The sequence below is a fragment of the Rhodococcus indonesiensis genome (genome assembly GCF_047782815.1).
Taxonomy (GTDB): domain Bacteria; phylum Actinomycetota; class Actinomycetes; order Mycobacteriales; family Mycobacteriaceae; genus Rhodococcus; species Rhodococcus indonesiensis.
This window is the reverse complement of sequence record NZ_CP180630.1, coordinates 768056-793271: the sequence shown is the minus strand read 5'-3', so window position 1 is coordinate 793271 and position 25216 is coordinate 768056. Positions and strand designations below refer to the sequence as shown.

Below are 25216 nucleotides of genomic sequence, written 5' to 3'. Positions count from 1 at the left end.
TCGCGGTCCTCGGCCGTCGACCAGCTGCCTACCCGAAGAACGGAGCGGTTCGTGGACATCGCGTACACCCCGCAGCAAGAGGAACTCCGCGCGCAGTTGCGCGCCTACTTCGCCGACCTGATGACACCCGAACGGCGGGAGGCGCTCGCCGCGACGACGGGCGAGTACGGTGCCGGCAACGTGTACCGGGAGGTCGTCCAGCAAATGGGCAAGGACGGCTGGCTCACCCTCGGCTGGCCGGAGGAGTACGGCGGCCAGAACCGTTCGGCGATGGACCAGCTCATCTTCACCGACGAGGCCGCCATCGCCGGCGCTCCCGTCCCGTTCCTCACCATCAACTCGGTCGCGCCGACGATCATGCACTTCGGCACACCCGAGCAGAAGGAGTACTTCCTGCCGAAGATCTCCGCCGGCGAGCTGCACTTCTCCATCGGCTACTCCGAACCCGAGGCGGGCACGGATCTCGCGTCGCTGCGCACCACCGCCGTCCGCGACGGCGACGAGTGGGTGATCAACGGCCAGAAGATGTGGACGAGCCTGATCGCCTACGCCGACTACGTGTGGCTCGCGTGCCGCACCGATCCGGCCGCGCGCAAGCACAAGGGCATCAGCGTCCTCATCGTGCCCACCACTGCCGAGGGGTTCTCCTACACCCCCGTGCACACCATGGCCGGCCCCGACACCAGCGCCACCTACTACCAGGACGTGCGCGTCCCGGCCTCCGCGCTCGTCGGCGAGGCGAACGGCGGCTGGGCGCTGATCACCAACCAGCTCAACCACGAACGCGTCGCACTCACGTCCGCGGGCCCGATCCTCACCGCGCTGCAGGAAGTGCGCGAGTGGGCGCAGCACACCCGTCTGCCCGACGGCCGCCGCGTCCTCGATCAGGAATGGGTACGGATCAACCTGGCCCGCGTCCACGCCCAGGCCGAGTACCTGAAACTGATGAACTGGGAGATCGCCTCCGGCGCCGCGCCGCTCGGGCCCGCCCCGGCGTCGGCGAACAAGGTGTTCGGCACCGAGTTCGCAACCGAGGCGTACCGGCTGCTGATGGAGATCCTCGGACCGTCGGCCACGCTGCGGCAGAACTCGCCGGGCGTGCTGTTGCGGGGCCGGCTCGAGCGGATGCATCGCAGTTCCCTCATCCTCACCTTCGGCGGCGGCACCAACGAGGTCCAGCGCGACATCATCGCGATGACCGCCCTCGGCCTGCCGCCCGCCAAACGCTGACACTCCCCCGGAAGGACCAAGGCCGTGGATTTCACCCTCACCGAGGCGCAGCAGGACCTCGCCGGGCTCACCCGCCGCATCGTCACCGACATCGCCACCAACGACCATCTGCGCCGACTCGACGCCGCCGAGGACCGCATCGACCACACCCTGTGGGACGCGCTCGCCTCGTCGGGCATCCTCGGCGCGGCACTGCCCGAATCCGTCGGCGGCGACGGCTTCGGTCCGCTCGAGCAGACGAGCATCCTCGCCGAACTCGGACGCGGTGTCGCCGCCGTCCCCTACCTGTCCTCGATCGTCGTGTCCGCCGCCGCCCTCGCCGAGTTCGGCAGCGACGCACAGCGTCACGACTGGGGCGAACCCGCCGCCACGGGCGAGCGGATCCTCACCGCCGCCCTCGAGGAGGAACTGAACGACGACCCCACGTCGCCGACCACGACGGCACGTCGCACCGGCGGGGGCTGGACCGTCGACGGCACCAAGATCCTCGTCGATGCGGCCCCTGCGGCGGACCTCTTCCTCGTGCCGGTGGCGACCTCGGACGGCGTCACCGTGCTCCTCGTGCGCCCCGACGATCCCGGGGTGAGCGTGACCCGTCAGTACGACACGGGCCGGGGTTGTCTCGGGACGCTGACCCTGGCCGCGGCCGTCGTCCCCGGCGACCGCGTGCTCGGCACCGACGGCCGCGCGATCACGGCGTGGCTGCGCGATCGCGGACTTCTCGGTTCGGCCGCATACCAGTACGGGGTGCTCGACCGGGCGCTCGAGCTCACCGCGCAGTACGCGCGCGAGCGGGTGCAGTTCGATCGGCCGATCGGCAGCTTCCAGGCGGTGGCCCAGCGACTCGCCGACGCGTACATCGACGTCAAGGGGGCCCGGCTCACCCTGTGGCAGGCAGCCTTCCGCGCCGACGCCGGGCTGCCCGACACCGGGGAACTGCGCACCGCCGCGTTCTGGGCCGCCGAAGCCGGGCACCGCGTCGCGCACACGCTCGTCCACGTCCACGGCGGCGTGGGCCTGGACGAGGACCATCCCGTGCACCGCTACTTCCTGGCCGCCAAGCACCACGAATTCCACCTCGGCTCGGCCACCGCACAGTTGCGGGCCCTGGGCGCGTCCCTCGCGGAAACGCCCGCGTGACAGTCCCGACCAGCGGAACCGGCACCTCGGCCGGCACGCCGAGACGCCAGGATGCCCCCATGACCGACGCACTCACGGTGACCGCCCTCCTCGAGCGGCTCGCCACCGTCGACGACCGGGGCCTGCAGTTCGAGAACACGTCGCTGACGTGGCGCCGGCACGTGCAGGCCGGCCGGGACCGGGCCGCGCTGCTGCACCAACTGCTCGACCCGCGCCGACCCCGGCACTTCGGGATCCTCATGGACAACGTGCCGGAGTTCTCGCTGCTGCTCGGCGCCGCGGCACTGTCCGGGTCGGTGGTGGTCGGGCTGAACACCACCCGCCGCGGGCAGGCCCTGGCCCGCGACATCGCGCTCGCGGACTGCCAGGTGGTGTTCACCGAGACCGCGAACGCGCGACTGCTCGACGGACTCGACCTCGGCGGGGTGCGGGTCATCGACGTCGACTCCGCCGAGTGGTCCGCGCTGCTCGCCCCGCACACCGGTGCCACCGTCGAACCACCGCCGGTCGATCCGACCGACCTGTTCATGCTGATCTTCACCTCCGGCACCAGCGGCGACCCGAAGGCCGTGTGCTGCACCCACGAGAAGATCACCGGGCCGGGCGTGATGCTCGCCGAGCGGTTCGGTCTCGGCGCCGACGACGTCGTGTACGTGTCGATGCCGATGTTCCACTCCAACGCGATGATGGCCGGCTGGGCGGTGGCGCTGGCGGCCGGGTCCGGGATCGCCCTGCGGCGCAGGTTCTCCGCCTCCGGTTTCCTGCCGGACGTACGCCGCTTCGGGGTCACCTACGCCAACTACGTGGGAAAGCCGTTGTCCTACATCGTCGCCACTCCGGAGGAACCCGGCGAGGCGGACAACCCGCTGCGCATCATGTACGGCAACGAGGGCACGGCCCCCGCGATCGCCGCGTTCCGGCGACGGTTCGGCGCGACGGTCGTCGACGGGTTCGGCTCCACCGAGGGCGGCATCTCGATCTCCGCGGCGCCCGACGCCCCGCCCGGAGCGCTGGGCCGACTGCCCGAGGGCGTGCAGATTCTCGACCCGGACACCGGATCCCCCTGCCCGGTGGCCGAGTTCGACGCGGCCGGCCGCGTCCTCAACGCCGACGTCGCGACCGGCGAACTCGTCAACGTCACCGGGTCCGGGCTGTTCGCAGGCTATTACAAGAACCCTGAAGCCGATGCCGAGCGGATGCGCGACGGCCGGTATTACAGTGGCGATCTCGGTTACGTCGACGCCGAGGGCTTCGTCTACTTCGCCGGTCGCAGTTCCGGATGGATGCGCGTCGACGGCGAGAACATCGCCGCCGCTCCGATCGAGCGGGCGCTGCTCCGCTACCCGGGCTTCGCGCAGGTCTCGGTCTACGCGGTCCCGGATGCGGACGTGGGCGATCGGGTGATGGTCGCCGTCATCCCCACCGCGACCGACGAGTTCGATCCGGTCGCGTTCGCGGACTTCCTCGACGCGCAGCCCGATCTCGGCCCCAAACAGCTGCCCACGCTGATCCGGGTGTGCTCCGACTTCCCGCGCACGGCCACCTTCAAGGTGCTCACCCGCACGCTCAGCGCCGAACGGTGGAACTGCGCCGACCCGGTGTGGGTTCGGTCGCGCGGTGAGCGCGAATTCTCACTGCTGACACCCGACCTCGTCAGCGGTGTGTCCTTTGGGCGGTCCTGACCGCCCAAAGGGCACACCGGCCCGCGGCGGTCAGGCCTCGCCGCACGCGCATCGGTGACCGCTGCATCCGCCCGGCTGGGCGGACCGAAGGTCGTGGTCGCCGAGCAGTTCGTGCATGCCCTCGGTGACGGCGGCAAGTGAGACGGTCGGGTCCGCCGCAACCACCGGCAGAATCCGGTCGTTCTCGTTGGCCAGATGCGCGTCGAACATCACCCGCAGGGCGTACCCGGCCGCGGCCGCAGCGAACGGCGAGGGATCGTTCTCGATACGGTCGACCAGGTCACCGATGACGTGATGCTCGGCCAGCATCGATTCGACGAGGAGCCGGGCCGCGTCGTCCCGGGCCGCCGCGGGGTACAGCGTGGCTTCCTCGGCCCTCGCGTGCGGCAGCAGCTCGTCCCGAAGGAATCGGGCCGCGTCCGCGCGGGCCGCCGCAGTGTCGGAATTCTCGGCGACGGCGGCGACCAGTGCATCCGTCAGCTCTGCGACGCGTGCTGCGAGTTGCGCGTGATGGGTGCGGATCGCGGCGACGGCGGCGGAATCGGTTTCGGTGGTCGCCATCACGACTTCCTCGATCGACATGACGTCTCGTCCTTCCTCCGGCAGCGGAGCGGCCGGCGAACCTGGCTGTTCTTCCCCCAATTTACTACAGTTATTTCCGTGGAAAATAGTGATCCGATTCTCGGGCCCGCACCTGCGGCAACGACGGTTCCGCCGACGCCGCTGTCGGCCCAGCGCGCGACCGTCCTCGGCGACGTACGCGCCCACGCACCCGTGCGCGTCGGCGATGTCGCCGGGCGTCTCGCCCTGCACACCAACACGGTGCGCGAGCATCTCGAAGCCCTCGTAGAACTCGGTCTGCTCGTCCACGACAGCGTCGGCCCGCAGCCCGCGCGGGGACGCGGCCGGCCGGCGCGGTGGTACCGGCCCGCACCCGCCGCCGACCCCTCCGCGCGCGACTACGCCGGGCTCGCCACCGCCCTCGCCGGACATCTCGCCCGCACCAGTGCCACTCCCGAGTCCGACGCCCGCGCGGCCGGCACCGACTGGGGCCGCGAGCTCGTGCGCGAACACCGCGGCTCCGACGACCCGGACCGGACGGTGCTGACCGTGCTCACCGACCTCGGCTTCGACCCGGTCGACGACGGACCGCTCCGCGGCGTCGCGCTCCGCCGGTGCCCGCTGCTCGCCGCCGCCCGCCGTTTCCCCGGGGTCGTGTGCCAGGTCCACCTCGGCATCGTCGAGGGCGTCCTCGCCGAACTCGGCGCTCCCACCGGGCCGGGGCTGGATCTGATGCCCTTTGCCGAACCCGGCGCGTGCCGGCTCTTCCTGCCCGCGCCCGCCGCCCCGGCACGATCCTCCGGGCGACAGCCGTGAACGAACGTCCCGTTCCGAAACGCGCGCTGCTGCTCCTTCCGGGCGGAGTGGCCCTTCTCGCCGGCCTCGACGCCGCACTGCTGCTGCTCGGTGTGCCCGCTCCCCTCGACAGCGACCGACTCCCCGAGGTCCACGGCGTCGTGCTGGTGCTCGGCTTCGTCGGCACAGTGGTCGCCCTCGAACGCGCTGTCGCACTGGGATGCCGCTGGGGGTACTCCGCACCGACCTGCCTGGGCGCCGGCGGTCTGTTGCTCGTCACCCCGGCCCCCCGAGGGCTCGCCGACGGCCTCCTCGTGGCCGGCAGCGCCCTGCTCGTCGCGGTGTACGTGCCGCTGTGGCGACGCACCGAGGACGTCGCGGTGGTGGCACAAGCCGCCGGCGCGGTCCTCGCGACGGGCGGCGCGCTGCTGTGGCTCGGCGGCGTGTCCGTCCCCGACCTGCTGCCGTGGTTCGCCGGCTTCCTCGTGCTCACGATCGCGGGGGAACGCCTCGAACTCGCGCGGGTCGCAATGATCGGCACGCACGCGGAGCAGCTCCTGGTGGCGAGCGCAGGGGCTGTCGTAGCCGGTACGCTCACCTCCCTGTTGTGGCCGTCCGTGGGGTATCCCCTGTTCGGCGCCGCGCTGCTGGCCCTCGTCGCCTGGCTGGCCCGGTTCGACGTGGCCCGCCGCACGGTCCGCGCGGCCGGACAGATCCGGTTCACGGCGGTGTGCCTGCTCGCCGGGTACTGGTGGCTGGCTGCGGCGGGACTGACGTGGTTGCTCGTCGGCCCGGTGCGGGCGGGCGGCGGGTACGACGCGGTCGTGCATGCGGTGACGCTCGGCTTCGTGCTGTCGATGATCTTCGCCCACGCCCCGATCGTTCTCCCGGCCGTGGTGCGACGGCCCCTGCCGTACCGGCCCGCCATGTACGGTCCCGCGGTGCTGCTGCACGCCTCGCTGCTGCTCCGCGTGGCGGTCGGGGACGTCCGCGGTGTCGGATGGGCCGTCACCGTCGGCGGAGTGCTGAACATCGTCGCGGTGCTCGCCTTCCTCGCGGTGGCCGCGTGCTCGGCACTGCGACCGGTGCGGACGGAGGTGCCGGCATGAGCCGCGGCGGCTGGCATCTGCGTGCGGGGACGGTCGTGTTCGCGTGGTTCGTCGCGCTCGTCGTCGTCGCGCTCGGCCATCGGTTCGTGCCGATGTCCGGGTGGCTGCTGGTACATCTGCTCGGACTCGGTGCGGCGAGCAACGCCGTCCTCGTCTGGAGCCGGCACTTCGCGGACGCCCTGCTGCGCCGCCCACCGGCGACGAGCCGTCGCCCCGAAGCACTGCGGCTGGTCGTGTTCAACGCCGGCGCGATTGCGGTCGTCGCGGGCATGCTCGGCCGCTGGTGGCCGCTGGTGCTCGCCGGCAGCGTCACGGTGGCGGCGATCGCCGTGATACACGCCGTGATCCTGGTCCGGCACCTACGGACCGCGCTCCCGTCACGCTTCGGAGAGACCGTCCGCTTCTACATCGTGGCATCCGCCCTGCTGCCGCTGGGGGCAGGTCTCGGCGCCGCGATGGCGAACGACGCACTGCCGGGGACGCTGCACGAGCGGTTCGTCGTCGCGCATGCCGGAATCAATCTGTTCGGGTGGATGGGACTGACCGTGCTCGGCACCCTCGTCACCCTGTGGCCGACGATGCTGCGCACCCGGGTGGCGCCGCGGGTGGAGACGGCGGCGCGGCACGGTCTGCCCGTTCTCGCCGCCGGGCTCGCCGCCGGGGTGGCCGGGACGATCATGGGCAGCACCGTACTCGCGGCGGCGGGCGCACTCACCTACCTCGCCGCCGCGGTGTACGTGCTCGAACCGCACCTCGCCGAGATCCGTCGCCGCACACCCACCGACTTCGCGACGATGTCCGTCCTCGCCGGGGTGACCTGGTTCCTGGTGAGCGCCGCCTACGTGGCGGTCGCGCTGGCCACCGCACCCGGCTGGACGGCCGCCGCTGGGCGCATCGGCACGGCCACCGGAACCCTGCTCGCCGGCTTCCTCGTCCAGGTGCTGCTCGGGGCGCTGACGTACCTGCTCCCGGTGGTCATCGGGGGGCGGGCGGCTGTGCAGGCCGCAACGATGGAACTCGAACGCGGCGCGGCGTGGCGCGTCGCGGTGGCCAACGGGGGCCTGGTGCTGTGTGTGCTCCCGGTGCCGAGCCTGGTGCGCGTCCTGGCGTCGATGCTGGTTCTCGTCGCCCTTGCCGCGTTTCTTCCGCTCGCGGGGCGCGCGGTGGTGGCCGGACGCCGGGCCAAGGGCACGCCGTCGCGGCTCGGCAGGCCCGAGCCGATCCCCGCCCGGCGCCGTCTCGGTGTGGCCGCCGCGGGCCTCGGTGTCGTCGTGGTGGCCGCAGCCGCGGGCGTCGCGGCGGACCCGGCGGCGGCAGGCATCTCCACCGTGCGTGCGGAGGCGGTCGAGGTCACGGGCGTCACCACGCAAGCGCAGGTCCGCATCGAAGGGATGCGGTTCGTCCCGGATGTGATCGACGTTCCCGCCGGAAACCGCCTCGTCGTCACCCTCACCAATTCCGGTTCGGATCGGCACGACCTCGTTCTGGCTGACGGAAGCCGAACCGAGCGCCTCGCTCCCGGCGATTCCGCCACCCTCGACGCCGGTGTGATCGGCAGCGACGTCGACGGGTGGTGCTCGGTCGCCGGCCACCGGCAGATGGGCATGACGCTCCGGATCCGCGCGACCGGCGCGCACGCACCGGACGCGCACGCCGATCATGCTGCGGCGACGGCCGGTACGTCGCTCGCCGCCGCCGACGTCACTCGCAGTCTCGGTGCGGAACCGGAACCGGACTTCGTCCCGCACGACCCGGCGCTACCCGCGCCGACACCGGAGCACCGCATCACCCTGGCGGTGACCGAATCGGAGCGTCCCGTCGCCCCCGGAATCACCCAGCGACTGTGGACGTTCGGCGGTACCGCGCCGGGCCCGACCCTGCACGGCAAGGTCGGCGACGTCTTCGAGATCACGCTGGTCAACGACGGGTCGATCGGGCACTCGATCGACTTCCACGCCGGGGCGCTCGCCCCCGACGGGCCGATGCGCACCATCGATCCCGGTCAGTCGCTGGTCTACCGGTTCACCGCGACGCGGGCCGGCATCTGGCTGTACCACTGCGCCACGATGCCGATGTCCGTGCACATCGCGAACGGGATGTTCGGCGCCGTCGTCATCGATCCCCCGGACCTCCCGCCGGTGGACCGCGAATACGTACTGGTGCAGTCGGAGATGTATCTCGGTCCGGGGGCGGGTGAGGCGGACGCGGCCAAGATCGGCGCCGAGGCACCGGATCTGGTGGTGTTCAACGGCTACGCGAACCAGTACGACCACGTGCCGCTGCCCGCCCGCGTCGGCGAGCGGGTACGGATCTGGGTGATGGCGGCCGGACCCAACCGAGGCACGGCGTTCCATGTCGTGGGCGGGCAGTTCGACACCGTCTGGACCGAGGGCGATTACCGTCTGCGTCCGGGTGCCGGAGGGGCGCAGACATTGGGACTCGCGCCGGCTCAGGGCGGGTTCGTCGAACTCGAGTTCCCCGAGGCGGGCCGATACCCGTTCGTCTCGCACGCGATGGTCGATGCCGAACGTGGTGCGCGCGGGGTCGTCGAGGTGCACCCGTGAACAGCCGGGTCCTACCCGAGCAGCGCGGGCAGGCTCACCCATCCGCGCGTGAACGACGACTGCAGGCGCACCCCCGATGCCGGATCGACCGACACGTGCGGACAACGGGCCAGCAACTCCTCGAGGGCGACCCGGGACTGCAACTTCGCCAGGTGTGAGCCGATGCAGAAGTGGGGGCCGCTGGAGAAACCGAGGTGCCGCGGAATCGAGCGGGTGATGTCGAACTGCTCTGCGGTGTCCCCGAATTCGCGTTCGTCCCGATTCGCCGCGCCGTAGAGCATCATCACCTTCTCCCCTGCTGGAATCGTGACGCCGTGCAGTTCGACGTCGCGCGTGGTGGTCCGCGCCAGTCCCTGCACCGATCCCTCGAGGCGAAGCGTCTCGACGACTGCCCCCGGGATCCGGGCGGGCTCGTCGACGACGAGGGCGCGCTGACGGTGGTCAGTGTCGAGCAGCATCACCGCGTGCGAGATCAGATTGCCGGTGGTGTCGTTGCCTCCGGCGACCAGGACGAAGCAGAAGCCGAGGATCTCCCAGTCGGTGAGCAGTTCGCCGTCGGACTCGACTTCGGTCAACGCGCTGATCAGGTCGTCGCCGGGTGCGCGACGGCGCTCGGTGATCAACCCGGCGAAGTACTCGAACATCTCGGCGACGGCATCGGGGGCGCTCATGGCGTTCAGGTCGAACCCGGAGTCCTGCAGCGCCGTGAGGGCGGCGACCCACGGATCGAATCGCGTCCGGTCGGCTGCCGGCACCCCGAGCAACTCGGCCAGCACGAACGTCGGTACGGGCGAGGAGAACTCACGATGCAGATCCACCTCGCGCCGGTCCGCGAACGAATCCAGCAGCGCCCGGACGAATCCGCGCACCGAGTCCTCGAGCGCCGCGACGCGTCGGGGCGTGAAGCCCTTCGCGACGAGTCCACGCAGCTGTCCGTGCCGCGGCGGGTCGAGCATGACGATCGTCGGGGCGAGACCCAGCTTCCCGATCTCGTCGGGCACGAAGGTCAATCCCTGCGCGGACGAGTAGGGGTCGGTGTCGCGCACCGCGTTCCAGACGTCCTCGAAACGGGACAGCGCCCAGAACGGCGGGATGCCGTTCCGGGCGCCGACGTGGTGGTGCACCGGATCCTCGTCCCGCAGCGTCCGGTAGGCCGGGTAGGGGTCGGCCAGGAACTGCGGATCGAAGGGATCGTAGGCGGTCACCACCGGTCCGTCACCGGGCCGCGTTCAGCCGGTCGACGGCCTGCTCGTACCCCTCGACGAGCTCGGCCATGATCTCCGCCACCGGCCGGATCTCGTTCATCCGGCCGACGATCTGCCCCACGGGCATCGCGACGACCTCGGGGTCGTCCGCGGCGGCGATCCGCTGGTGGGCTTCGCTCACGAGCAGGTTCTGCAACGGCATCGGCAGTGGCGACGGCGCGTCGGGCTTCGACCACGCCTCGGTCCACTTGGTCTTGAGCAGGCGGGCGGGCTTGCCCGAGTAGATCCGCGAGCGCACCGTGTCGGACGACGACGCGCCGAGCAGCGCTCGCTGGACCGACGACGGACCGGCCGCGGCGGCGCCGAGCTTGTATTCGGAGGTGGTCAGCCAGTACGAGCCCATCCACACCCCGGATGCCCCGAGCGCGAGCGCGGCGGCGATCTGCCGGCCGGACCCGACTCCGCCGGCGGCAAGGACCGTCGCGGAATCACCTAGGGCGTCGACGATTTCGGGCCAGAGCACCATCGACGCCACCTCGCCGGTGTGACCGCCCGCCTCGTAGCCCTGGGCGATGACGATGTCCACGCCGTTCTCGACGTGCCGCCGGGCATGTTCGACCGCCCCGGCGAGCGCCGCGACGGGCACCCCCTTCTCGTGGGCGAGGTCGATCACGTCCTTCGGCGGGGAGCCGAGCGCGTTGGCGATGAGGGCCGGCCGGTGCCCGAGCGCGACGTCGACGTGCGAGCGGGCAACCGAATGCAGCCATCCGAGGACACCGGCTGCGTGTTCGGCGGACTCGTCGAGCGGCGGCACGCCGAGTTCGGCGAGGGTGCGCTCGACGAAGGCACGGTGCTCGGCGGGGATGAGCTTGTCGAGGTCGACGGCGGAACCCTCGGTGGGGACCTTCGCGGGCATCACGATGTCGACCCCGTAGGGCTTGCCGTCGGTGTTCTCGTCCATCCATGTGAGGACGTCGTCGAGTTCGGCCGGGTCGTTGAACCGGACGCAGCCGAGGACGCCGAGACCACCGGCCCGGCTGATCGCGGCGGCGACGTGCTCGGACGGGGTGAACCCGAAGATCGGGTACTGGATTCCGAATTTCCTGCTGAGATCGGTGTGCATCCCGGTCCCTTCTAGCTCGCCGCAGCGGAGCCGTTGGTGTAGTGGTCGTCCGCTGTGCGCTGCTCGGTCTGTTCCTTGGCCCACCGGTAGTCGGGCTTGCCGGCCGGGGAGCGCTTGATGGCATCGACGTACCAGACACTGCGCGGGATCTTGTAGCTGGCGATCTGGGTCCGGGTCACCTCGACGAGGTCGGCCAGCGCCGGCCGGGCGCCGGGCCGGGGAGCGATCACGGCGGACACGCGCTGCCCCCAGCGCTCGTCCGGCACGCCGACGACGAGGACGTCGAACACATCGGGGTGAGCCTTCAGAGCGCCCTCGACCTCTTCGGGGAACACCTTCTCGCCGCCGGTGTTGATGCAGACCGAGCCGCGGCCGAGCATGGTGACGGTGCCGTCGGCCTCGACCCGCGCGTGGTCGCCCGGGATGGAGTAGCGGATGCCGTGGTACTCGCGGAAGGTCGCCTTGGTCTTGACCTCGTCCTTGTAGTAGCCGATCGGGATGTGGCCCTTGCGGGCGAGCACACCCACCTGACCGGATCCCGGCTCGACCGGATTCCCGTCGTCGTCGATCACGGCCGTGGAGGCGTCGATCTTGACGGTGGGGCCACCCGTGTGGGCCTGGCCCTTGGCGACGATGCCGAGTCCGCCGAAGCCGGTCTCGGACGAACCGATCGAGTCGGTGACGACAGTATTGGGCATCAGGTCCAGGAAGCGCTCCTTCAGCGCAGGGGAGAACAGGGCGGCGCTGGACGCCATCGCGAAAAGCGACGACAGGTCGTACTTCTCACCGGTTCCCGGACGGCCGCTCTCGAGGGCGTCGAGCATCGGGCGGCCCATCGCGTCACCGGTGATGAAGATGACGTTGACCTTGTGTTCCTCGATGACCCGCCACACCTCGTGGCCGTCGAATTCGGGATGCATGATCACCTTGCCGCCGCTGAACAGCGACTGCAGCACCGCCCACTGGGCACCGCCGTGGATGAGCGGGGGAATCGGGAAGCGGACCAGCGGCGCACCCGCGGCACCGGTCTTGGCGAGTTCCCATTCGTCGGCGACGTATTCGCCCGTCATGAAGTTGATTCCGCCGCCGAGCACGCGCCACACGTCCTCCTGGCGCCACATCACGCCCTTGGGGCTGCCGGTGGTGCCGCCGGTGTAGAGGATGTAGAGGTCGTCGGCGCTGCGTTCGCCGAAGTCACGCTCGGGTGAACCCTGCGCCAGGGCGGACTCGTAGTCGACGCCACCGTAGCCCGAGTAGTCGAGATCGGTGCCGTCGTCGACCACGACGACGGTACGGATCTGCGGACAGTGCGGCAGGACGGCGGCGACCTTGTCCGAGTAGCGACGCTCGTGGACGAGCGCGACCATGTCCGAGTTGTCGAAGATGTACTGCAACTCGTTCTCGACGTACCGGTAGTTGACGTTCACCATCACGGCACGGATCTTGAACACCGCGACCATCGCCTCGATGGCTTCGATGGTGTTGCGGGAGTAGATACCCACCTTGTCACCGGGCTGCACGCCCTGTTCCTGCAGATAGTGGGCGAGCCGGTTGGCGCGCTCCTCCAGCTGCGCGTAGGTGACCTCACGTCCGTCCGACGCGAGCGCGACGCGGTCGGGGACGAGGTCGATTGCGTGCTCTACGAGGTCTGCGATGTTAAGGGCCACGACACAAAAGTAGAACGTGTTACCGTTTCTGACAAGACCCGAATGAGATCCAGTTCACAACCCCGCAGGAGTCCTCAGTGTCCACCACCGCATCGGAAGTTTCCGGCATTTCGGCAGACGCTCCGCACTGCCTCGTCGAACAGCGCGGACCGGTCCTGATCGTCACTATGAACCGCCCCAAAGCGCGCAACGCGCTCTCCGGCGAGATGATGGCCATCATGGCCGAGGCGTGGGACCGCGTCGACAACGATCCGGAGATCCGGGTGGCCGTCCTGACCGGCGCCGGCGGCGCGTTCTGCGCGGGCGCCGACCTCAAGGCGATGAACCGGTCCGCCCCGGGCGACAAGTTCGAGCAGGATGAGCGGGGCGGCGGAGGATGGGACCTGTCCAGGCTGCCCGCCCTGCTCAAGGGCCGCCGCCTCACCAAACCGCTGATCGCCGCGGTGGAGGGACCGGCCATCGCCGGCGGCACCGAGATCCTCCAGGGCACCGACATCAGGGTCGCCGGAGAGAGCGCGAAATTCGGTGTCTCCGAAGCCAAATGGGGCTTGTTCCCGCTCGGCGGCTCGGCGGTGCGGCTCGTCCGTCAGATCCCCTACACGATCGCCGCCGACATCCTGCTCACCGGCCGGCACGTCACGGCCCCCGAGGCGAAGGAGATCGGCCTGATCGGCCACGTCGTCCCGGACGGTCGGGCACTCGACAAGGCCCTCGAGATCGCCGGCACCATCGCCGCCAACGGCCCCCTCGCCGTCCAGGCCATCCTGAAGACCATCCGCGACACCGAGGGCATGCACGAGGAAGAGGCGTTCAGGATCGACGCGAAACTCGGCGCCGAGGTCTTCAAGAGCGCCGACGCCAAGGAGGGCCCGCGCGCCTTCACCGAGAAGCGGGCCCCGAAGTTCACCGGCGCCTGACACCCCCTCACCCACCCACCCCCCCCGCCGACCGAATGTCACATCGGGTCGATCACATCGAACCGGTGTGACATTCGGTCACGCAGCAACAGCGGGAGGGGCGCCGGAGATCACCGCAGGACGACGTCCGCCAGGGAACGCACGTGCTCGGCGTCGTGGCAGCTCACCAGCAGCATCGTCACGCCCGCGTCGGACCAGCGTTTCACCCCGGCGCGGACCTCGTCGCGGTCGCCGACGATCATCGTCTCGGTGACCATCTCGTCGGGGATCGCGGCGGCGGCCTCGTCCTTGCGGCCGGCGCGGAACAACCTGGTCACCTCGTCGACGACGTCGCCGTAGCCCATCCGCCGGTACACCTGGGCGTGGAAGTTCAGTTCGGGGGTGCCCATGCCTCCGACGTACAGGGCGGTGACGGGTTTGAGGCCCGCGACGGTCCCCGCCCGGTCGTCGGTGACGACGACCTGACAGGTCGCGGCGATCTCGAAGTCCGCGCGGGTGCGCCGGGCGCCGGGACGGGAGAAGCCCTCGTCGAGCCACTCGTCGTACATCGGGGCCAGGCGCGGCGAGTAGTAGATGGCCAGCCAGCCGTCGGCGATCTCGGCGCTCAGTGCGACGTTCTTCGGTCCCTCGGCGCCGATCCAGATGGGGATGTCGTCACGCAGCGGGTGCGTGATCGGCTTGAGCGGCTTGCCGAGTCCGGTGGTACCGGGACCGTCGTACGGCAGCGGGTAGTGCGGGCCCGGGTTGGTCACCGGCTCGCGGCGGGCCAGCACCTTGCGCACCACCGAGACGTACTCGCGGGTGCGGGCGAGCGGCTTGGCGAACGGCTCGCCGTACCATCCCTCGACGACCTGGGGGCCCGACACGCCGAGGCCCAGGATGTGCCGGCCACCGCTGAGATGGTCGAGGGTGAGGGCGTGCATGGCGCAGCTGGTGGGGGTACGAGCGGAGATCTGCACGACGGACGTGCCGAGCCGCACCCGCTGCGTGCCCGAGCCCCACCAGGCGAGCGGGGTGAACGCGTCCGAGCCCCACGACTCGGCGGCGAAGACCGCATCGAAGCCCTCCGCCTCGGCGGCCGCGACGAGTTCTCCGGCGTTCGCGGGCGGCTGCGCCCCCCAGTAGCCGAGCTGCAGACCCAGTTTCATTGCACACCATTCCTTTCGGGTTGGACCGAAGGCACCGCTGCTCGGACAGTACCCTTGCCACCGTCTCTAGAACCTGTTCTACTCGAAGTTGTGAGCCTGGGAAAGAGCGCGACCGCGGAGAAACCGCTGAGCGCACCACTGAACCTGAAGTTCGACTACACCCGATCCACGGGTCCGACCGTCGGCGCGTTCGTCACCGGTCTGCGTGACGGACGAATCCTCGGCGCCCGCGGTTCGGACGGACGAGTCCTCGTGCCGCCCCCGGAGTTCGACGCGGTCACCCACGAACCGCTCACCGACTTCGTCGAGGTCGGGCAGAGCGGCACGGTACGCAGCTGGACCTGGAATCCGGATCCGTTGCCGGGCCAGCCGTTCGACCGTCCCTTCGCATGGGCGCTGATCCAGCTGGACGGGGCCGACACGACACTGCTGCACGCCGTCGACGTCCCCGACTCGGCCGCCATGCACACCGGCATGCGGGTGCGGGTGCGCTGGGCCGACGACCGCGTCGGTCACATCCGCGACATCGCCGGATTCGAACCCGGCGAGGCCGGCACCGTGACGGTGCGGACGGAGGACTCCGGTGAACCGGTGACGATGATGATCACCCCGCTGGACCTGCACTACACGCACAGCGCCTCGTCCGAGGAGTCCTACTACCTGCGAGGGCTGGCCGAGGGCAGACTGATCGGCGGGCGCACCGGCCCCGGCGGCAAGGTCTACATCCCGCCGCGCGGCGCGAACCCCACCGACGGCATCCCCACCCGCGAGCAGGTCGAGGTGTCCGACAAGGGCATCGTGACCACGTTCTGCATCGTCAACGTGCCGTTCCTCGGGCAGCAGATCGCGCCGCCCTACGTCGCGGCCTACGTGCTGCTCGACGGTGCCGACATCCCGTTCCTGCACCTGATCCTCGAGTGCGACGCATCCGAGGTGCGCATGGGCATGCGGGTGGAGGCGAAGTGGCGGCCGCGCGAGGAGTGGGGCTACACGCTGCGCAACATCGAGTACTTCCGGCCGACCGGCGAACCGGACGCCGACTACGAGACCTTCGAACACCACCTGTAAGGGAGCCGCGCCCACCATGACAGACATCGCAGTCGTCGGCTTCGCGCAGGCACCTCACGTGCGCGAGACCACCGGCACCACCAACGGCGTCGAGATGCTCGTCCCGTGCTTCCGGGAGCTCTACGACAAGCTGGGGATCACCAAGTCCGACATCGGTTTCTGGTGCTCGGGGTCGTCGGACTACCTGGCCGGCCGGGCGTTCTCGTTCATCTCGGCGGTGGACGCGATCGGCGCGGTGCCGCCGATCAACGAGTCCCACGTCGAGATGGACGCTGCCTGGGCCCTGTACGAGGCGTGGGTCAAGCTGATCACCGGGGAGGTCGACACCGCGCTCGTGTACGGCTTCGGCAAGTCCTCGGCGGGCACGCTGCGCCAGGTCCTCGGCGTGCAGCTCGACCCGTACCTCGTCGCACCGCTCGGCCTCGACTCCGTCTCGCTCGCCGGGCTGCAGGCCCGGTTCGGACTCGACGCCGGCAAGTGGACGGAAGAAGCCATGGCGGAGGTCGCCGTACGCGCACGGGCCGCCGCCAAGGACAATCCGAACGCCCAGATCAGCGGCGACGTCACGGTCGAGGACCTGCTCGGCCGGCCCTACGTCGCCGACCCGTTGCGGAGACACGACTGCGCCCCGGTCACCGACGGCGCCGCAGCCGTCGTGCTCGCTGCCGGTGACCGGGCCCGCGAGTTGTGCGAGAACCCGGCGTGGATCACCGGCATCGAGCACCGCATCGACACCCCGAACTTCGGCTCGCGGGACCTGACGCAGGCGCCGTCCGCCGCCGCGGCCGCCGCGGCGGTGACCGGCGGGGACACCGCCTTCGACGTCGCCGAGCTGCACGCCCCGTTCACGCATCAGGAGCTGATCCTGCGCGAGGCGTTCGGCCTCTCGGCCGCGACGGCGGTCAACCCGACCGGCGGTCCGCTCACCGGCAACCCCATGTTCTCCGGCGGACTCGAACGCATCGGCTGTGCCGCGCAGGCGATCATGGACGGCCGCGCCGGACGTGCGCTCGCACACGCGACGAGCGGGGCTGTGCTGCAACAGAATCTGGTAGCCGTTCTGGAGGGACGCAACTGATGGGCAAGCAACTCGCCGCTGTCCTCGGCACGGGACAGACCCACTACGTCGCCAAACGGCACGACGTGTCCATGTCCGGCCTCGTCCGCGAGGCGATCGACCGGGCGCTCGCGGACGCGGACGTGGGCTGGGACGACATCGACGCCGTCGTCATCGGCAAGGCCCCGGACCTGTTCGAGGGCGTGATGATGCCCGAGCTGGGCATGGTCGACGCGATCGGCGCCACCGGCAAGCCCATGCTCCGGGTCCACACCGCCGGGTCCGTCGGCGGGTCCACCGCCAACGTCGCCGCCAGCCTCGTCCAGGCCGGCGTGCACCGACGGGTGCTGGCCGTGGCGTGGGAGAAACAGTCCGAATCGAACGCCATGTGGGCGCTGTCCACCCCGGTGCCGTTCACCATGCCGGTCGGTGCGGGCGCCGGCGGCTACTTCGCCCCGCACGTGCGCTCCTACATCCGGCGCTCCGGCGCCCCCGAACACATCGGCGCGATGGTAGCCGTCAAGGACCGGCTGAACGGGGCCAAGAACCCCTACGCGCACCTCAAGCAGCCGGACATCACGCTCGAGTCGGTGCAGGCGTCGCAGATGCTGTGGGATCCCATCCGCTACGACGAGACCTGCCCCTCGTCGGACGGTGCGTGCGCCGTGGTGATCGGCGACGAGGACTCGGCCGCGACGGTCGAGGCGCAGGGCCGGGGCGTCGCGTGGATCCACGCCACCGCGATGCGAACCGAGCCGACCACGTACGCCGGACGCGACCAGGTCAACCCCGAGGCGGGCCGGATCGCCGCGGCGGCGCTGTGGCGGGCCGCGGGCATCACCGATCCGCTCACCGAGATCGACTGCGCCGAGATCTACGTCCCCTTCTCTTGGTTCGAACCGATGTGGCTCGAGAACCTCGGCTTCGCCCCCGAACGTTCCGGCTGGAAGCTCACCGAGTCCGGGGAAACGGCCCTCGGTGGTCAGCTGCCGGTCAACATGTCCGGCGGTGTGCTGTCGTCCAACCCGATCGGGGCGTCCGGCATGATCCGGTTCGCCGAGGCGGCGATGCAGGTGATGCACCGTGCCGGCGAACATCAGGTCGACGGTGCGCGCAAGGCGCTCGGGCACGCGTACGGAGGCGGCTCGCAGTACTTCTCGATGTGGGTCGTCGGCTCGGACCGACCGGAACGATAGGCACGGACCGTGGTGGACTTCACCGTCGGCGTCGCGATGACGCCGCTCGACCAGCTCGCGGGCCTGGCCCGCACCGCCGAGGAGTGCGGGTTCGCCTCGATCGCGCTGCCCGACTCCCTGTTCTACATGGAGAAGCAGAGCGTCGACTACCCGTACACACCCGACGGGTCACGGATGTGGACCGAGGACACGCCGTGGGTGGATCCGTTGATCGCCGCGGCCGCGATGGGGGCGGTCACGTCGACCCTCCGGTTCTACACCCAGGTCCTCAAGCTCGGCTCCCGCAACCCGGTGCTGCTGGCCCGCCAGGTCGGCTCGGTGGCCAATCTGACCGGGAACCGTTTCGGCTTCGGCGTGGGAATCGGCTGGGCCCCGGAGGAATTCGAGTGGTGCGGCGTCCCGTACGCGCGGCGCGGCAAGCGGGTCGACGAGATGATCGAGGTCATCAGGCTCATCCTCGGCGGCGGCATGGTCGAACACCACGGCGAGTTCTTCGACTTCGACCGCCTGCAGATGAGCCCCGCCCCCAGCGCACCGGTGCCGTTCTACATCGGCGGCCACACCGACGTCGCGCTGCGCCGCGCGGCCCGGATCGGCGACGGCTGGACCTCGGCGATGATCCGCTTCGACGACCTCGTCGACGTGATCGCGCGCCTGCGCGACCTGCGCGCCGGCTACGGCCGCGCCGACGAGCCGTTCGAGATCCAGGCCGTGTGCGTCGACCGGTTCGGCGGCGCGGGGTACGCCGAACTAGAGGACGCCGGGGTCACCGACATCATCGTGGTGCCGTGGATCTTCGACGGGCACGGCTTCGACAGTCCCCTCGAGGCGAAGCAGGAGTCCCTGCGCAGCTTCGCCGACAAGTACATCCATCGAAGGGAGCAGGCATGAGCGACGAACACCCGGCGCGGGTGGCCGCGCGGGCGTCCCAGGCCGCGGCCGCCGGCAGGCGCAAGGACGAGTGGCTGGCACTGTTCGCCGAGAACGGGGTCGTCGAGGACCCGGTCGGTCCGTCCGGCTTCGACCCGGAGGGCAAGGGGCACCACGGCCGGGAGGCGATCTCGCGCTTCTACGACATGACCATCGCGAACACCGACCGGCTCGAATTCCTCGTCGACGACGTGCTGGTGTGCGGCGACGAATGCGTCAACATCGGCACCATCCGCACCACCCTCGGCGGCAACGTGATCGACGCCGAGGGCGTGTTCGTCTACCGCGTGGACGACGACGGCCGGATCGCGTCGCTGCGCGCCTTCTGGGAGGTCGAACGGGCCATGAAGACGGTTCGCCCCGCAGCCGAGGCGGCGCGCGGCTAGGGTCCGGCCATGACCGTCGCCGGGATCGTCCTCGCCGCGGGGGGCGGCACGCGACTGGGCGGACGCGCGAAAGCGCTGCTCCCCCACCGCGGCCGCCCCCTGCTGCACACCGTGGTGACCGCGCTCACCGCCGGGGGCTGCGACGAGATCACGGTGGTCGCCGGCGCCTACGCCGACGACGTCGTCGCCGCGTGTCCGCCGGGCGTCCGCACCGTCGTCAATCCGCGCTGGGCCGAGGGGATGTCGACGTCACTGCGGTGCGGCGTGGACGCCGCGACGGGCCACGACGTGATCGCCCTGACCGTCGTCGACTTTCCCGGCATCACCGCCGAACTCGTCCGGACCGTGCTGGCCGCGCACCGCCCCGGCACGATCACCCTGCCGACGTTCGGCGACCGCCCCGGCCATCCCGTGGTGTTCGACCGGCCTGATGCCGAGGTGGCGGCCCGGGAGGCCGTCGGCGACGAGGGCGCCCGGCGATTCCTCGCCGGCCACCGCGACCGGGTGCGCCGGCTCGACTGCACGGGCCTGGCGGATCCGGGAGACGTCGACGTGCCCGGCGATCTGGCGCTGCTGGAGGTGCAGGGCGTCACGCGCGGCGATACCTGATCGCCGCGCCCAGCACGATCGTCACGGCGCAGGACAGCACCAGCATCGTGCAGACGGCCCCGAGTGCGGCGACCGTCGGCGTGGCTGTCCCCGGCACCACCAGGGACGCGAGCAGGAGGGACGCCACCGAGGTGCCCACGGCCGACGCGGCGGTGCGCAGCACGGTCTGGCTGCCGGCCATCTCGCTCGTGTTGTGTTCCGGGACGGACTCGACGAGCAGATTCGGCAGCGCGGTGTACGCGAACGCCGTCGCCACCGAGACGGCCACGACCAGCAGCGTCATCCCGATCACCGAGGCCCGGAAGAAGAAGAATCCGGCGCACGCCACGAGGAAGACCGCGCTGCCGAGCAGCAGCGACGACCGTGCCCCCACCGCGGCGGCGATCCGGCCGGCGACGGGCGTGAACGCCATGCCGATCATCGCGCCGACGAACGACAGCGTTCCGGCGTAGGTGGGTGAGAGTCCCAGGCCGAACGGCGCGGAGGTGGGGCTCTGCATGATGATCGGGATGATCATCGTCCCGACCCCGATCGGCCCGACACCGAGGGCCACCCCGGCGAGCATCGTCAGCGCGACGTTGCGTTCGGCGAGCAGGCGCAGGTTCACGATCGGGGACGGCCGGCCGAGCTCCCACCACACCCACCAGGCGAAGATCGCCGCACCGACGACGATCGGTGCGAGGACGCGGCCGTCGCTCCAGCCCCAGGCGCGGCTCTGGGTCAACCCGAACAGGACGGCGGCCACGGCCGTCGCCAGGCCGGTCGCGCCCACGACGTCGATCGGCTGCCGATGGTGGCTGCGACGCCGCCACGGCAGTACGGCCTCGACCAGGAACAGGCAGACGAGGGCGTAGGCCGCGGCGACGACGAAGATGTACCGCCAGTCGCCGAGGTCGATGAGAATGCCGGCGACAAGCAGGGAGGCGGCCCCGGCCGCGACGGCGGACCCGGAGATCAGTGCGACGGCCATCGGGACGCGTTCCGCAGGCAGATGCTCACGGGCGAGCCCGATGCACAGCGGCAGGATCGCGCCCGCCACCCCCTGGATCGCCCGGCCGGCGATGATGGCCTCGAGGGTCCCGAACGCCATGCTGACGACGGAGCCGGTGGCGGCGCAGGCCAGCACGAACATCAGCACCCGTTCGCGGCCGTACATGTCGCCGAGCCGGCCGCACACCGCCGCCGAGGCCGCCGCCACCAGCAGGAACGCCGTCACGGTCCACCCGACCGCGGAGGCGTCCGCCTCGAAGACCCGGGCGAACGTCGGCAGCGCCGCGTACATCATCGACGTCTCGAATGCGCTGATGACTTCGACGGCGATGAGAATGGCCACCACCGCCCACACGGGTCGGGTCCGCTCGTAGCGGCGTTCGGCACGGGTCGAGGGTGTCCGTTCGGGTGCGAACGATGTACTCATGAAAACTCCTACGGTTCGTCGATGTGAACCGTACGGACGGAGTGCTCCGAGTGTGACGCAGGACCCACTGAGCGGGACCGGACGAGTGGCGGCGTTCCTACGCTCCGGCCATGTGCCGGACCGCCAGATGGGCGAACAGCGCGCTGGTGCCGATCGGGTTGCCGCCGCCGGGGTAGACGGTGCCGCTCGGGGCGGCCATCGTGTTGCCCGCCGCGTACAGCCCGGCGATGGGCGTCCCGGCGCCGTCGAGCACGCGGCCGACGGTGTCGGTGCGCAGGCCGCCCTTGGTGCCGAGGTCCGAGATGCCGAACTGCGCGGCGTGGAACGGGCCCTTCTCGATCGGGACCAGCGCCGAGCCGCCGCCGGTGAACGCCACGTCGTAGGGCTCGTCCCCGCGGCCGAAGTCCTCGTCGACGCCGGTGGCGGCGAGGCGGTTGAACCGCGCGACGGTCGCTTCGAGCGCCTCGGCCGGCACTCCGATCTGCCCGGCGAGTTCGGCGAGCGTGTCGGCGGTCTTCCACAGTCCCGCCGCCTCGTACTTCTCGGTCTCCACGAGCGGGACGTTCGTCGCCGCGATCGGCGGCACGACGCCGCCCCGGTCGTCGTAGATCATCCAGAACGGCAGCGTCATCTCGCCCTTGTCCATCCGGGCGATGATGTCGCGGCCGAGCCGGTCGTAGGGCGCGTACTCGTTGGTGAAGCGGTTGCCGTCCTGGTCGACGAAGATGCCGCCGGTGAAGCACAGCGCGAAGGCCGAGCGCCCGTCGGGGTGGGTCAGCCCCGGCGACCACCACGCCTCGCTCATCAGGTCGACGTCGGCGCCGATCGCGATGGCCGCCTGGTGCGCCTTGCCGAGGTTGGACCACGGCCCCATCGAATCGCGGGCCGCGCCGGGGACGCCGTACTGCGCGCGCATCTCGTCGTTGTGGTCGAATCCGCCGGCGGCGAGCACGACGCCCTTGCGGGCCCGCACCGCCCGACGCTGGTCGCCGTGGGAGACGATCGCGCCGACCACGGCGCCGTCCTCGACGACGAGTTCCTCGAGCGCGGTGTTCCGGTGCAACTGCACGTTCGGGTACTTGCGCATGGCGAGCAGGAACCGGCCGATGAGGGCACGTCCGCCGATCAGCTTGTCCGGCAAAGGATCCCCGTTGCGCTCGCGACCCAGCGGCCCGCGGACGGATTCGTTGAGTTCCGGGTCGTCGACGACGGACCGCGGGGTCGGTGCGATGTGGCGACCCTTCGCGCTGGCCTTGGGAGCCTTGCCGAAGTAGTCCGGCCACGGGTAGGCGGTGAACTCGATGTCCTCGTCGGCCTCGAGGTAGTCGATCAGGGGTGCGCCGCCGCGGACGTAGGCGTCCTGCAGGTCGCGGGGGGTGCGGTCGCCGACGACCGCGTGGTAGTAGGTCAGGGCGTCGTCGATGGTGTCGTCGTCGCCGGCCCGTCGCAGCACGGCGTTGGTGGGGAACCAGACCCCACCGCCGCCGGAGTAGGCGGTCGTGCCGCCGAAGTACTCGGAGGCCTCGACCAGGACGACCGACAGTCCCTCACGGGCGGCGGTGTAGGCGCCGCAGCAGCCTCCCGCCCCGGATCCCACGACGAGGACGTCGCATTCCTCTGCCCAATCCACCATGCTCGAAGCCTTTCGCCGATTCCGTTCCGGGGAGCACGTGACACTATTTCCGCAACCGCGGCGCACGGGAGAAGGCGTCTCACTGGGTGGAACACCAGACACGGGCCCTGCTGCACGCGAGATCTCCGCGGTTCGGCCCGCCCGGTCCCGGTCAGCAGGACCGGAAGTTACCGGGCCCCGGCGGGCCGAATACTGTGGCCGGGCACCCCGCCCTCACCCCCAATTTCGGCGGGGTGCACCCATGTCGTCGGTTTCTGCGGTACTCCCCTTCCGTCCGCCGTCCCTCCGCGCGCCGATCCGGGAACCGCCGGGATTCGAAGGACGACCGGAGCCTGCGGAAGGCACGGCGACGCGGAAGGATTCCGATCTCCCGCGCCGTCGCATCCGGTCAGTGCTCGACGGGGCAGCCGCCCTCCGTCCTGTAGTCCACCCGGAACTCCTTGAGTCCGTTGAGCCAGCCGGACCGCAACCGGCGCGGGTCGGCGACCTTGGCGATGTCGGGCATGTAGTCGGCGATCGCGTTGAAGACGAGGTCGATCTCCATCCGCGCCAGGTTGGCGCCGAGGCAGTAGTGCGCACCGGTTCCGCCGAAGGCGAGGTGCGGGTTGGGATCTCGCAGGATGTCGAACGTCCGGGGGTTGTCGAACACCTCCTCGTCGTTGTTCGCCGACGCGTACAGCATCACGACGCGGTCACCCTTGTGGATCGTCTGCCCGCCGAGTTCGGTGTCCTCGAGGGCGGTGCGCTGGAACGAGATGACCGGCGTGGCCCAGCGGATGATCTCGTCGGCCGCGGTCTTCGGCCGGTCCCGCTTGAAGATCTCCCACTGCTCGGGATTGTCGAGGAATGCCGCCATGCCGTGCGTGATCGCGTTGCGGGTGGTCTCGTTGCCGGCGACGGCGAGCACGATGAAGAAGAAGCCGAACTCCTCGGGTGAGAGCTCGTCCCCGTCGATGTCCGCCTCGATCAGCGTGGTGACGATGTCGTCGGCCGGACACTCCTTGCGCGCGGCAGCCATCTGGTACGCGTAGCCGAGGACCTCCATCGACGCGGCCGCGGGGTCGGCGGTGTTGTCCGGGTCGTCGTAGCCGGTCATCTGATTCGACCACTCGAAGATCTTGTCCCGGTCCTCCTGCGGGACGCCGATCAGTTCGGCGATGGCCTGCAGGGGCAGTTCCGCGGCGACCTGGGTGACGAAGTCGCCCCGGCCGGCCTGGCACGCGTCCTCGACGATCTTCTTCGCGCGGGCGTTCAGCTCGGCCCGGAGACCGTTGATGGCGCGGGGGGTGAAGCCGCGGGCGACGAGTTTGCGCAGCTTGGTGTGCTCGGGGGCGTCCTTGTTGAGCAGGACGTGCCGCTGCAGTTCGATGGCCTCGCGCGGGATGTCGTCGTTGAATCGCGGGATCGCGGTGTTCTCCCAGTTGGAGAACACGTCGCTGCGGCGGGAGACCTCACGGACCTCCTCGTGCCGGGACACGACCCAGAATCCCTCGTCGTGGAACCCGCCGACGTCCGGGGATTTCTTGTTCCACCAGACGGGGGCGGTCCTACGCAGCTCGGCGAACTCCTCGAACGGCATCCGCTCGGCGTAGAGATCCGGATCGGTGAAGTCGATGTCTTCGGGGATGTTGGGCTGCGCCACTGAATTCTCTCCTACCCTGACGAGTGCACCGGGTCGTGATGTGGAACACGTTCTAAAAGCATTCAAGCACAGGGCGGCCCGGAGGCCAAGGAATCGCCAAGTCCCGATCATTCGGACCAAGTCTTGTCCGCCACGAA

General features: G+C 70.5%; 21 protein-coding genes. 13 read left to right on the top strand and 8 right to left on the bottom strand.

Annotated features, from left to right (window positions below; all coding sequences use genetic code 11):
* The first annotated feature begins 51 nt into the window (after positions 1 to 51).
* Genes ACM26Y_RS03750 through ACM26Y_RS03740 form a run of 3 tightly spaced genes read left to right on the top strand, consistent with a single transcriptional unit; the run spans position 52 to position 4052 of the window.
* Positions 52 to 1230 carry an acyl-CoA dehydrogenase family protein gene (locus ACM26Y_RS03750; protein WP_416062671.1) on the top strand — a complete coding sequence of 393 codons (1179 nt, stop codon included), beginning with the start codon at positions 52 to 54 and terminating at the stop codon, positions 1228 to 1230.
* Positions 1231 to 1254: 24 nt separating this feature from the next.
* Positions 1255 to 2370, top strand: coding sequence for an acyl-CoA dehydrogenase family protein (locus tag ACM26Y_RS03745; RefSeq protein ID WP_416062670.1), 1116 nt, complete (start codon positions 1255 to 1257; stop codon positions 2368 to 2370).
* 59 nt (positions 2371 to 2429) lie between these two features.
* On the top strand, positions 2430 to 4052 hold the full coding sequence (locus ACM26Y_RS03740) for a long-chain-fatty-acid--CoA ligase (RefSeq protein WP_416062669.1): 1623 nt from the start codon (positions 2430 to 2432) through the stop codon (positions 4050 to 4052).
* Positions 4053 to 4082: 30 nt separating this feature from the next.
* Here ACM26Y_RS03740 and ACM26Y_RS03735 read toward each other — a convergent pair whose 3' ends face one another.
* The gene (locus ACM26Y_RS03735) at positions 4083 to 4634 is read right to left on the bottom strand and encodes a hemerythrin domain-containing protein (RefSeq protein WP_416062668.1); all 552 of its coding nucleotides are present in this window, start codon (positions 4632 to 4634) and stop codon (positions 4083 to 4085) included.
* Positions 4635 to 4712: 78 nt separating this feature from the next.
* Here ACM26Y_RS03735 and ACM26Y_RS03730 point away from each other — a divergent pair, with 78 nt between their 5' ends.
* Genes ACM26Y_RS03730 through ACM26Y_RS03720 form a run of 3 tightly spaced genes read left to right on the top strand, consistent with a single transcriptional unit; the run spans position 4713 to position 9081 of the window.
* Positions 4713 to 5429, top strand: coding sequence for a helix-turn-helix transcriptional regulator (locus ACM26Y_RS03730; protein WP_416062667.1), 717 nt, complete (start codon positions 4713 to 4715; stop codon positions 5427 to 5429).
* The gene (locus ACM26Y_RS03725; RefSeq protein ID WP_416062666.1) at positions 5426 to 6517 is read left to right on the top strand and encodes a hypothetical protein; all 1092 of its coding nucleotides are present in this window, start codon (positions 5426 to 5428) and stop codon (positions 6515 to 6517) included. Before ACM26Y_RS03730 ends, ACM26Y_RS03725 begins: the two co-directional genes overlap by 4 nt.
* Complete coding sequence (locus tag ACM26Y_RS03720) at positions 6514 to 9081, top strand: multicopper oxidase domain-containing protein (protein WP_416062665.1); 2568 nt, start codon at positions 6514 to 6516, stop codon at positions 9079 to 9081. The genes ACM26Y_RS03725 and ACM26Y_RS03720 overlap by 4 nt, the downstream gene beginning before the upstream one ends.
* An 11-nt stretch (positions 9082 to 9092) precedes the next feature.
* Here the strand turns inward: ACM26Y_RS03720 and ACM26Y_RS03715 are convergent, their stop codons facing one another.
* From ACM26Y_RS03715 to ACM26Y_RS03705, 3 genes are read right to left on the bottom strand one after another with little or no spacing between them, the layout of a single operon-like run.
* The gene (locus ACM26Y_RS03715; RefSeq protein WP_416062664.1) at positions 9093 to 10286 is read right to left on the bottom strand and encodes a cytochrome P450; all 1194 of its coding nucleotides are present in this window, start codon (positions 10284 to 10286) and stop codon (positions 9093 to 9095) included.
* Between the two features lie 10 nt (positions 10287 to 10296).
* Positions 10297 to 11409 (bottom strand): NAD(P)H-dependent flavin oxidoreductase, encoded by a 1113-nt coding sequence (locus tag ACM26Y_RS03710; protein WP_416062663.1) that lies wholly within the window; start codon positions 11407 to 11409, stop codon positions 10297 to 10299.
* Between the two features lie 11 nt (positions 11410 to 11420).
* Positions 11421 to 13076: an acyl-CoA synthetase gene (locus tag ACM26Y_RS03705; protein ID WP_416062662.1), complete on the bottom strand. Its 1656-nt coding sequence runs from the start codon at positions 13074 to 13076 to the stop codon at positions 11421 to 11423.
* A gap of 77 nt (positions 13077 to 13153) precedes the next feature.
* Here ACM26Y_RS03705 and ACM26Y_RS03700 point away from each other — a divergent pair, with 77 nt between their 5' ends.
* On the top strand, positions 13154 to 13993 hold the full coding sequence (locus ACM26Y_RS03700; RefSeq protein ID WP_289380712.1) for a crotonase/enoyl-CoA hydratase family protein: 840 nt from the start codon (positions 13154 to 13156) through the stop codon (positions 13991 to 13993).
* A 110-nt stretch (positions 13994 to 14103) separates the two neighbouring features.
* Here ACM26Y_RS03700 and ACM26Y_RS03695 read toward each other — a convergent pair whose 3' ends face one another.
* Complete coding sequence (locus tag ACM26Y_RS03695; protein WP_289377270.1) at positions 14104 to 15141, bottom strand: LLM class F420-dependent oxidoreductase; 1038 nt, start codon at positions 15139 to 15141, stop codon at positions 14104 to 14106.
* Positions 15142 to 15231: 90 nt separating this feature from the next.
* Here ACM26Y_RS03695 and ACM26Y_RS03690 point away from each other — a divergent pair, with 90 nt between their 5' ends.
* Genes ACM26Y_RS03690 through ACM26Y_RS03665 form a run of 6 tightly spaced genes read left to right on the top strand, consistent with a single transcriptional unit; the run spans position 15232 to position 20387 of the window.
* Positions 15232 to 16209: a Zn-ribbon domain-containing OB-fold protein gene (locus ACM26Y_RS03690; protein WP_416062661.1), complete on the top strand. Its 978-nt coding sequence runs from the start codon at positions 15232 to 15234 to the stop codon at positions 16207 to 16209.
* Positions 16210 to 16225: 16 nt separating this feature from the next.
* The gene (locus tag ACM26Y_RS03685) at positions 16226 to 17287 is read left to right on the top strand and encodes a thiolase domain-containing protein (RefSeq protein ID WP_416062660.1); all 1062 of its coding nucleotides are present in this window, start codon (positions 16226 to 16228) and stop codon (positions 17285 to 17287) included.
* The gene (locus ACM26Y_RS03680) at positions 17287 to 18462 is read left to right on the top strand and encodes a thiolase domain-containing protein (protein ID WP_301914491.1); all 1176 of its coding nucleotides are present in this window, start codon (positions 17287 to 17289) and stop codon (positions 18460 to 18462) included. Before ACM26Y_RS03685 ends, ACM26Y_RS03680 begins: the two co-directional genes overlap by 1 nt.
* 12 nt (positions 18463 to 18474) lie before the next feature.
* Positions 18475 to 19353: a TIGR03619 family F420-dependent LLM class oxidoreductase gene (locus ACM26Y_RS03675; RefSeq protein WP_416063609.1), complete on the top strand. Its 879-nt coding sequence runs from the start codon at positions 18475 to 18477 to the stop codon at positions 19351 to 19353.
* Positions 19350 to 19778 carry a nuclear transport factor 2 family protein gene (locus tag ACM26Y_RS03670; protein ID WP_140188283.1) on the top strand — a complete coding sequence of 143 codons (429 nt, stop codon included), beginning with the start codon at positions 19350 to 19352 and terminating at the stop codon, positions 19776 to 19778. The genes ACM26Y_RS03675 and ACM26Y_RS03670 overlap by 4 nt, the downstream gene beginning before the upstream one ends.
* A gap of 9 nt (positions 19779 to 19787) precedes the next feature.
* Positions 19788 to 20387, top strand: coding sequence for a nucleotidyltransferase family protein (locus ACM26Y_RS03665; protein WP_416062659.1), 600 nt, complete (start codon positions 19788 to 19790; stop codon positions 20385 to 20387).
* Here the strand turns inward: ACM26Y_RS03665 and ACM26Y_RS03660 are convergent.
* The 3 genes from ACM26Y_RS03660 to ACM26Y_RS03650 all read right to left on the bottom strand — a co-directional run bounded on the left by ACM26Y_RS03660 (position 20368) and on the right by ACM26Y_RS03650 (position 25079).
* Complete coding sequence (locus tag ACM26Y_RS03660; RefSeq protein WP_081005103.1) at positions 20368 to 21804, bottom strand: MFS transporter; 1437 nt, start codon at positions 21802 to 21804, stop codon at positions 20368 to 20370. The two genes, ACM26Y_RS03665 and ACM26Y_RS03660, sit on opposite strands and share 20 nt — an antisense overlap.
* A gap of 97 nt (positions 21805 to 21901) precedes the next feature.
* Complete coding sequence (locus ACM26Y_RS03655) at positions 21902 to 23503, bottom strand: FAD-binding protein (protein ID WP_416063608.1); 1602 nt, start codon at positions 23501 to 23503, stop codon at positions 21902 to 21904.
* 322 nt (positions 23504 to 23825) lie between these two features.
* Positions 23826 to 25079: a cytochrome P450 gene (locus ACM26Y_RS03650; protein WP_416062658.1), complete on the bottom strand. Its 1254-nt coding sequence runs from the start codon at positions 25077 to 25079 to the stop codon at positions 23826 to 23828.
* Between the last annotated feature and the right edge of the window lie 137 nt (positions 25080 to 25216).

Bases quoted from the DNA above. Each gene is read 5' to 3' on its own strand.
- ACM26Y_RS03740 (WP_416062669.1), top strand. From the start codon at position 2,430: ATGACCGACGCACTCACGGTGACCGCCCTCCTCGAGCGGCTCGCCACC.
- ACM26Y_RS03735 (WP_416062668.1), bottom strand. From the start codon at position 4,634: ATGTCGATCGAGGAAGTCGTGATGGCGACCACCGAAACCGATTCCGCC.
- ACM26Y_RS03720 (WP_416062665.1), top strand. From the start codon at position 6,514: ATGAGCCGCGGCGGCTGGCATCTGCGTGCGGGGACGGTCGTGTTCGCG.
- ACM26Y_RS03710 (WP_416062663.1), bottom strand. From the start codon at position 11,409: ATGCACACCGATCTCAGCAGGAAATTCGGAATCCAGTACCCGATCTTC.
- ACM26Y_RS03695 (WP_289377270.1), bottom strand. From the start codon at position 15,141: ATGAAACTGGGTCTGCAGCTCGGCTACTGGGGGGCGCAGCCGCCCGCG.
- ACM26Y_RS03685 (WP_416062660.1), top strand. From the start codon at position 16,226: ATGACAGACATCGCAGTCGTCGGCTTCGCGCAGGCACCTCACGTGCGC.
- ACM26Y_RS03680 (WP_301914491.1), top strand. From the start codon at position 17,287: ATGGGCAAGCAACTCGCCGCTGTCCTCGGCACGGGACAGACCCACTAC.
- ACM26Y_RS03670 (WP_140188283.1), top strand. From the start codon at position 19,350: ATGAGCGACGAACACCCGGCGCGGGTGGCCGCGCGGGCGTCCCAGGCC.
- ACM26Y_RS03665 (WP_416062659.1), top strand. From the start codon at position 19,788: ATGACCGTCGCCGGGATCGTCCTCGCCGCGGGGGGCGGCACGCGACTG.
- ACM26Y_RS03660 (WP_081005103.1), bottom strand. From the start codon at position 21,804: ATGAGTACATCGTTCGCACCCGAACGGACACCCTCGACCCGTGCCGAA.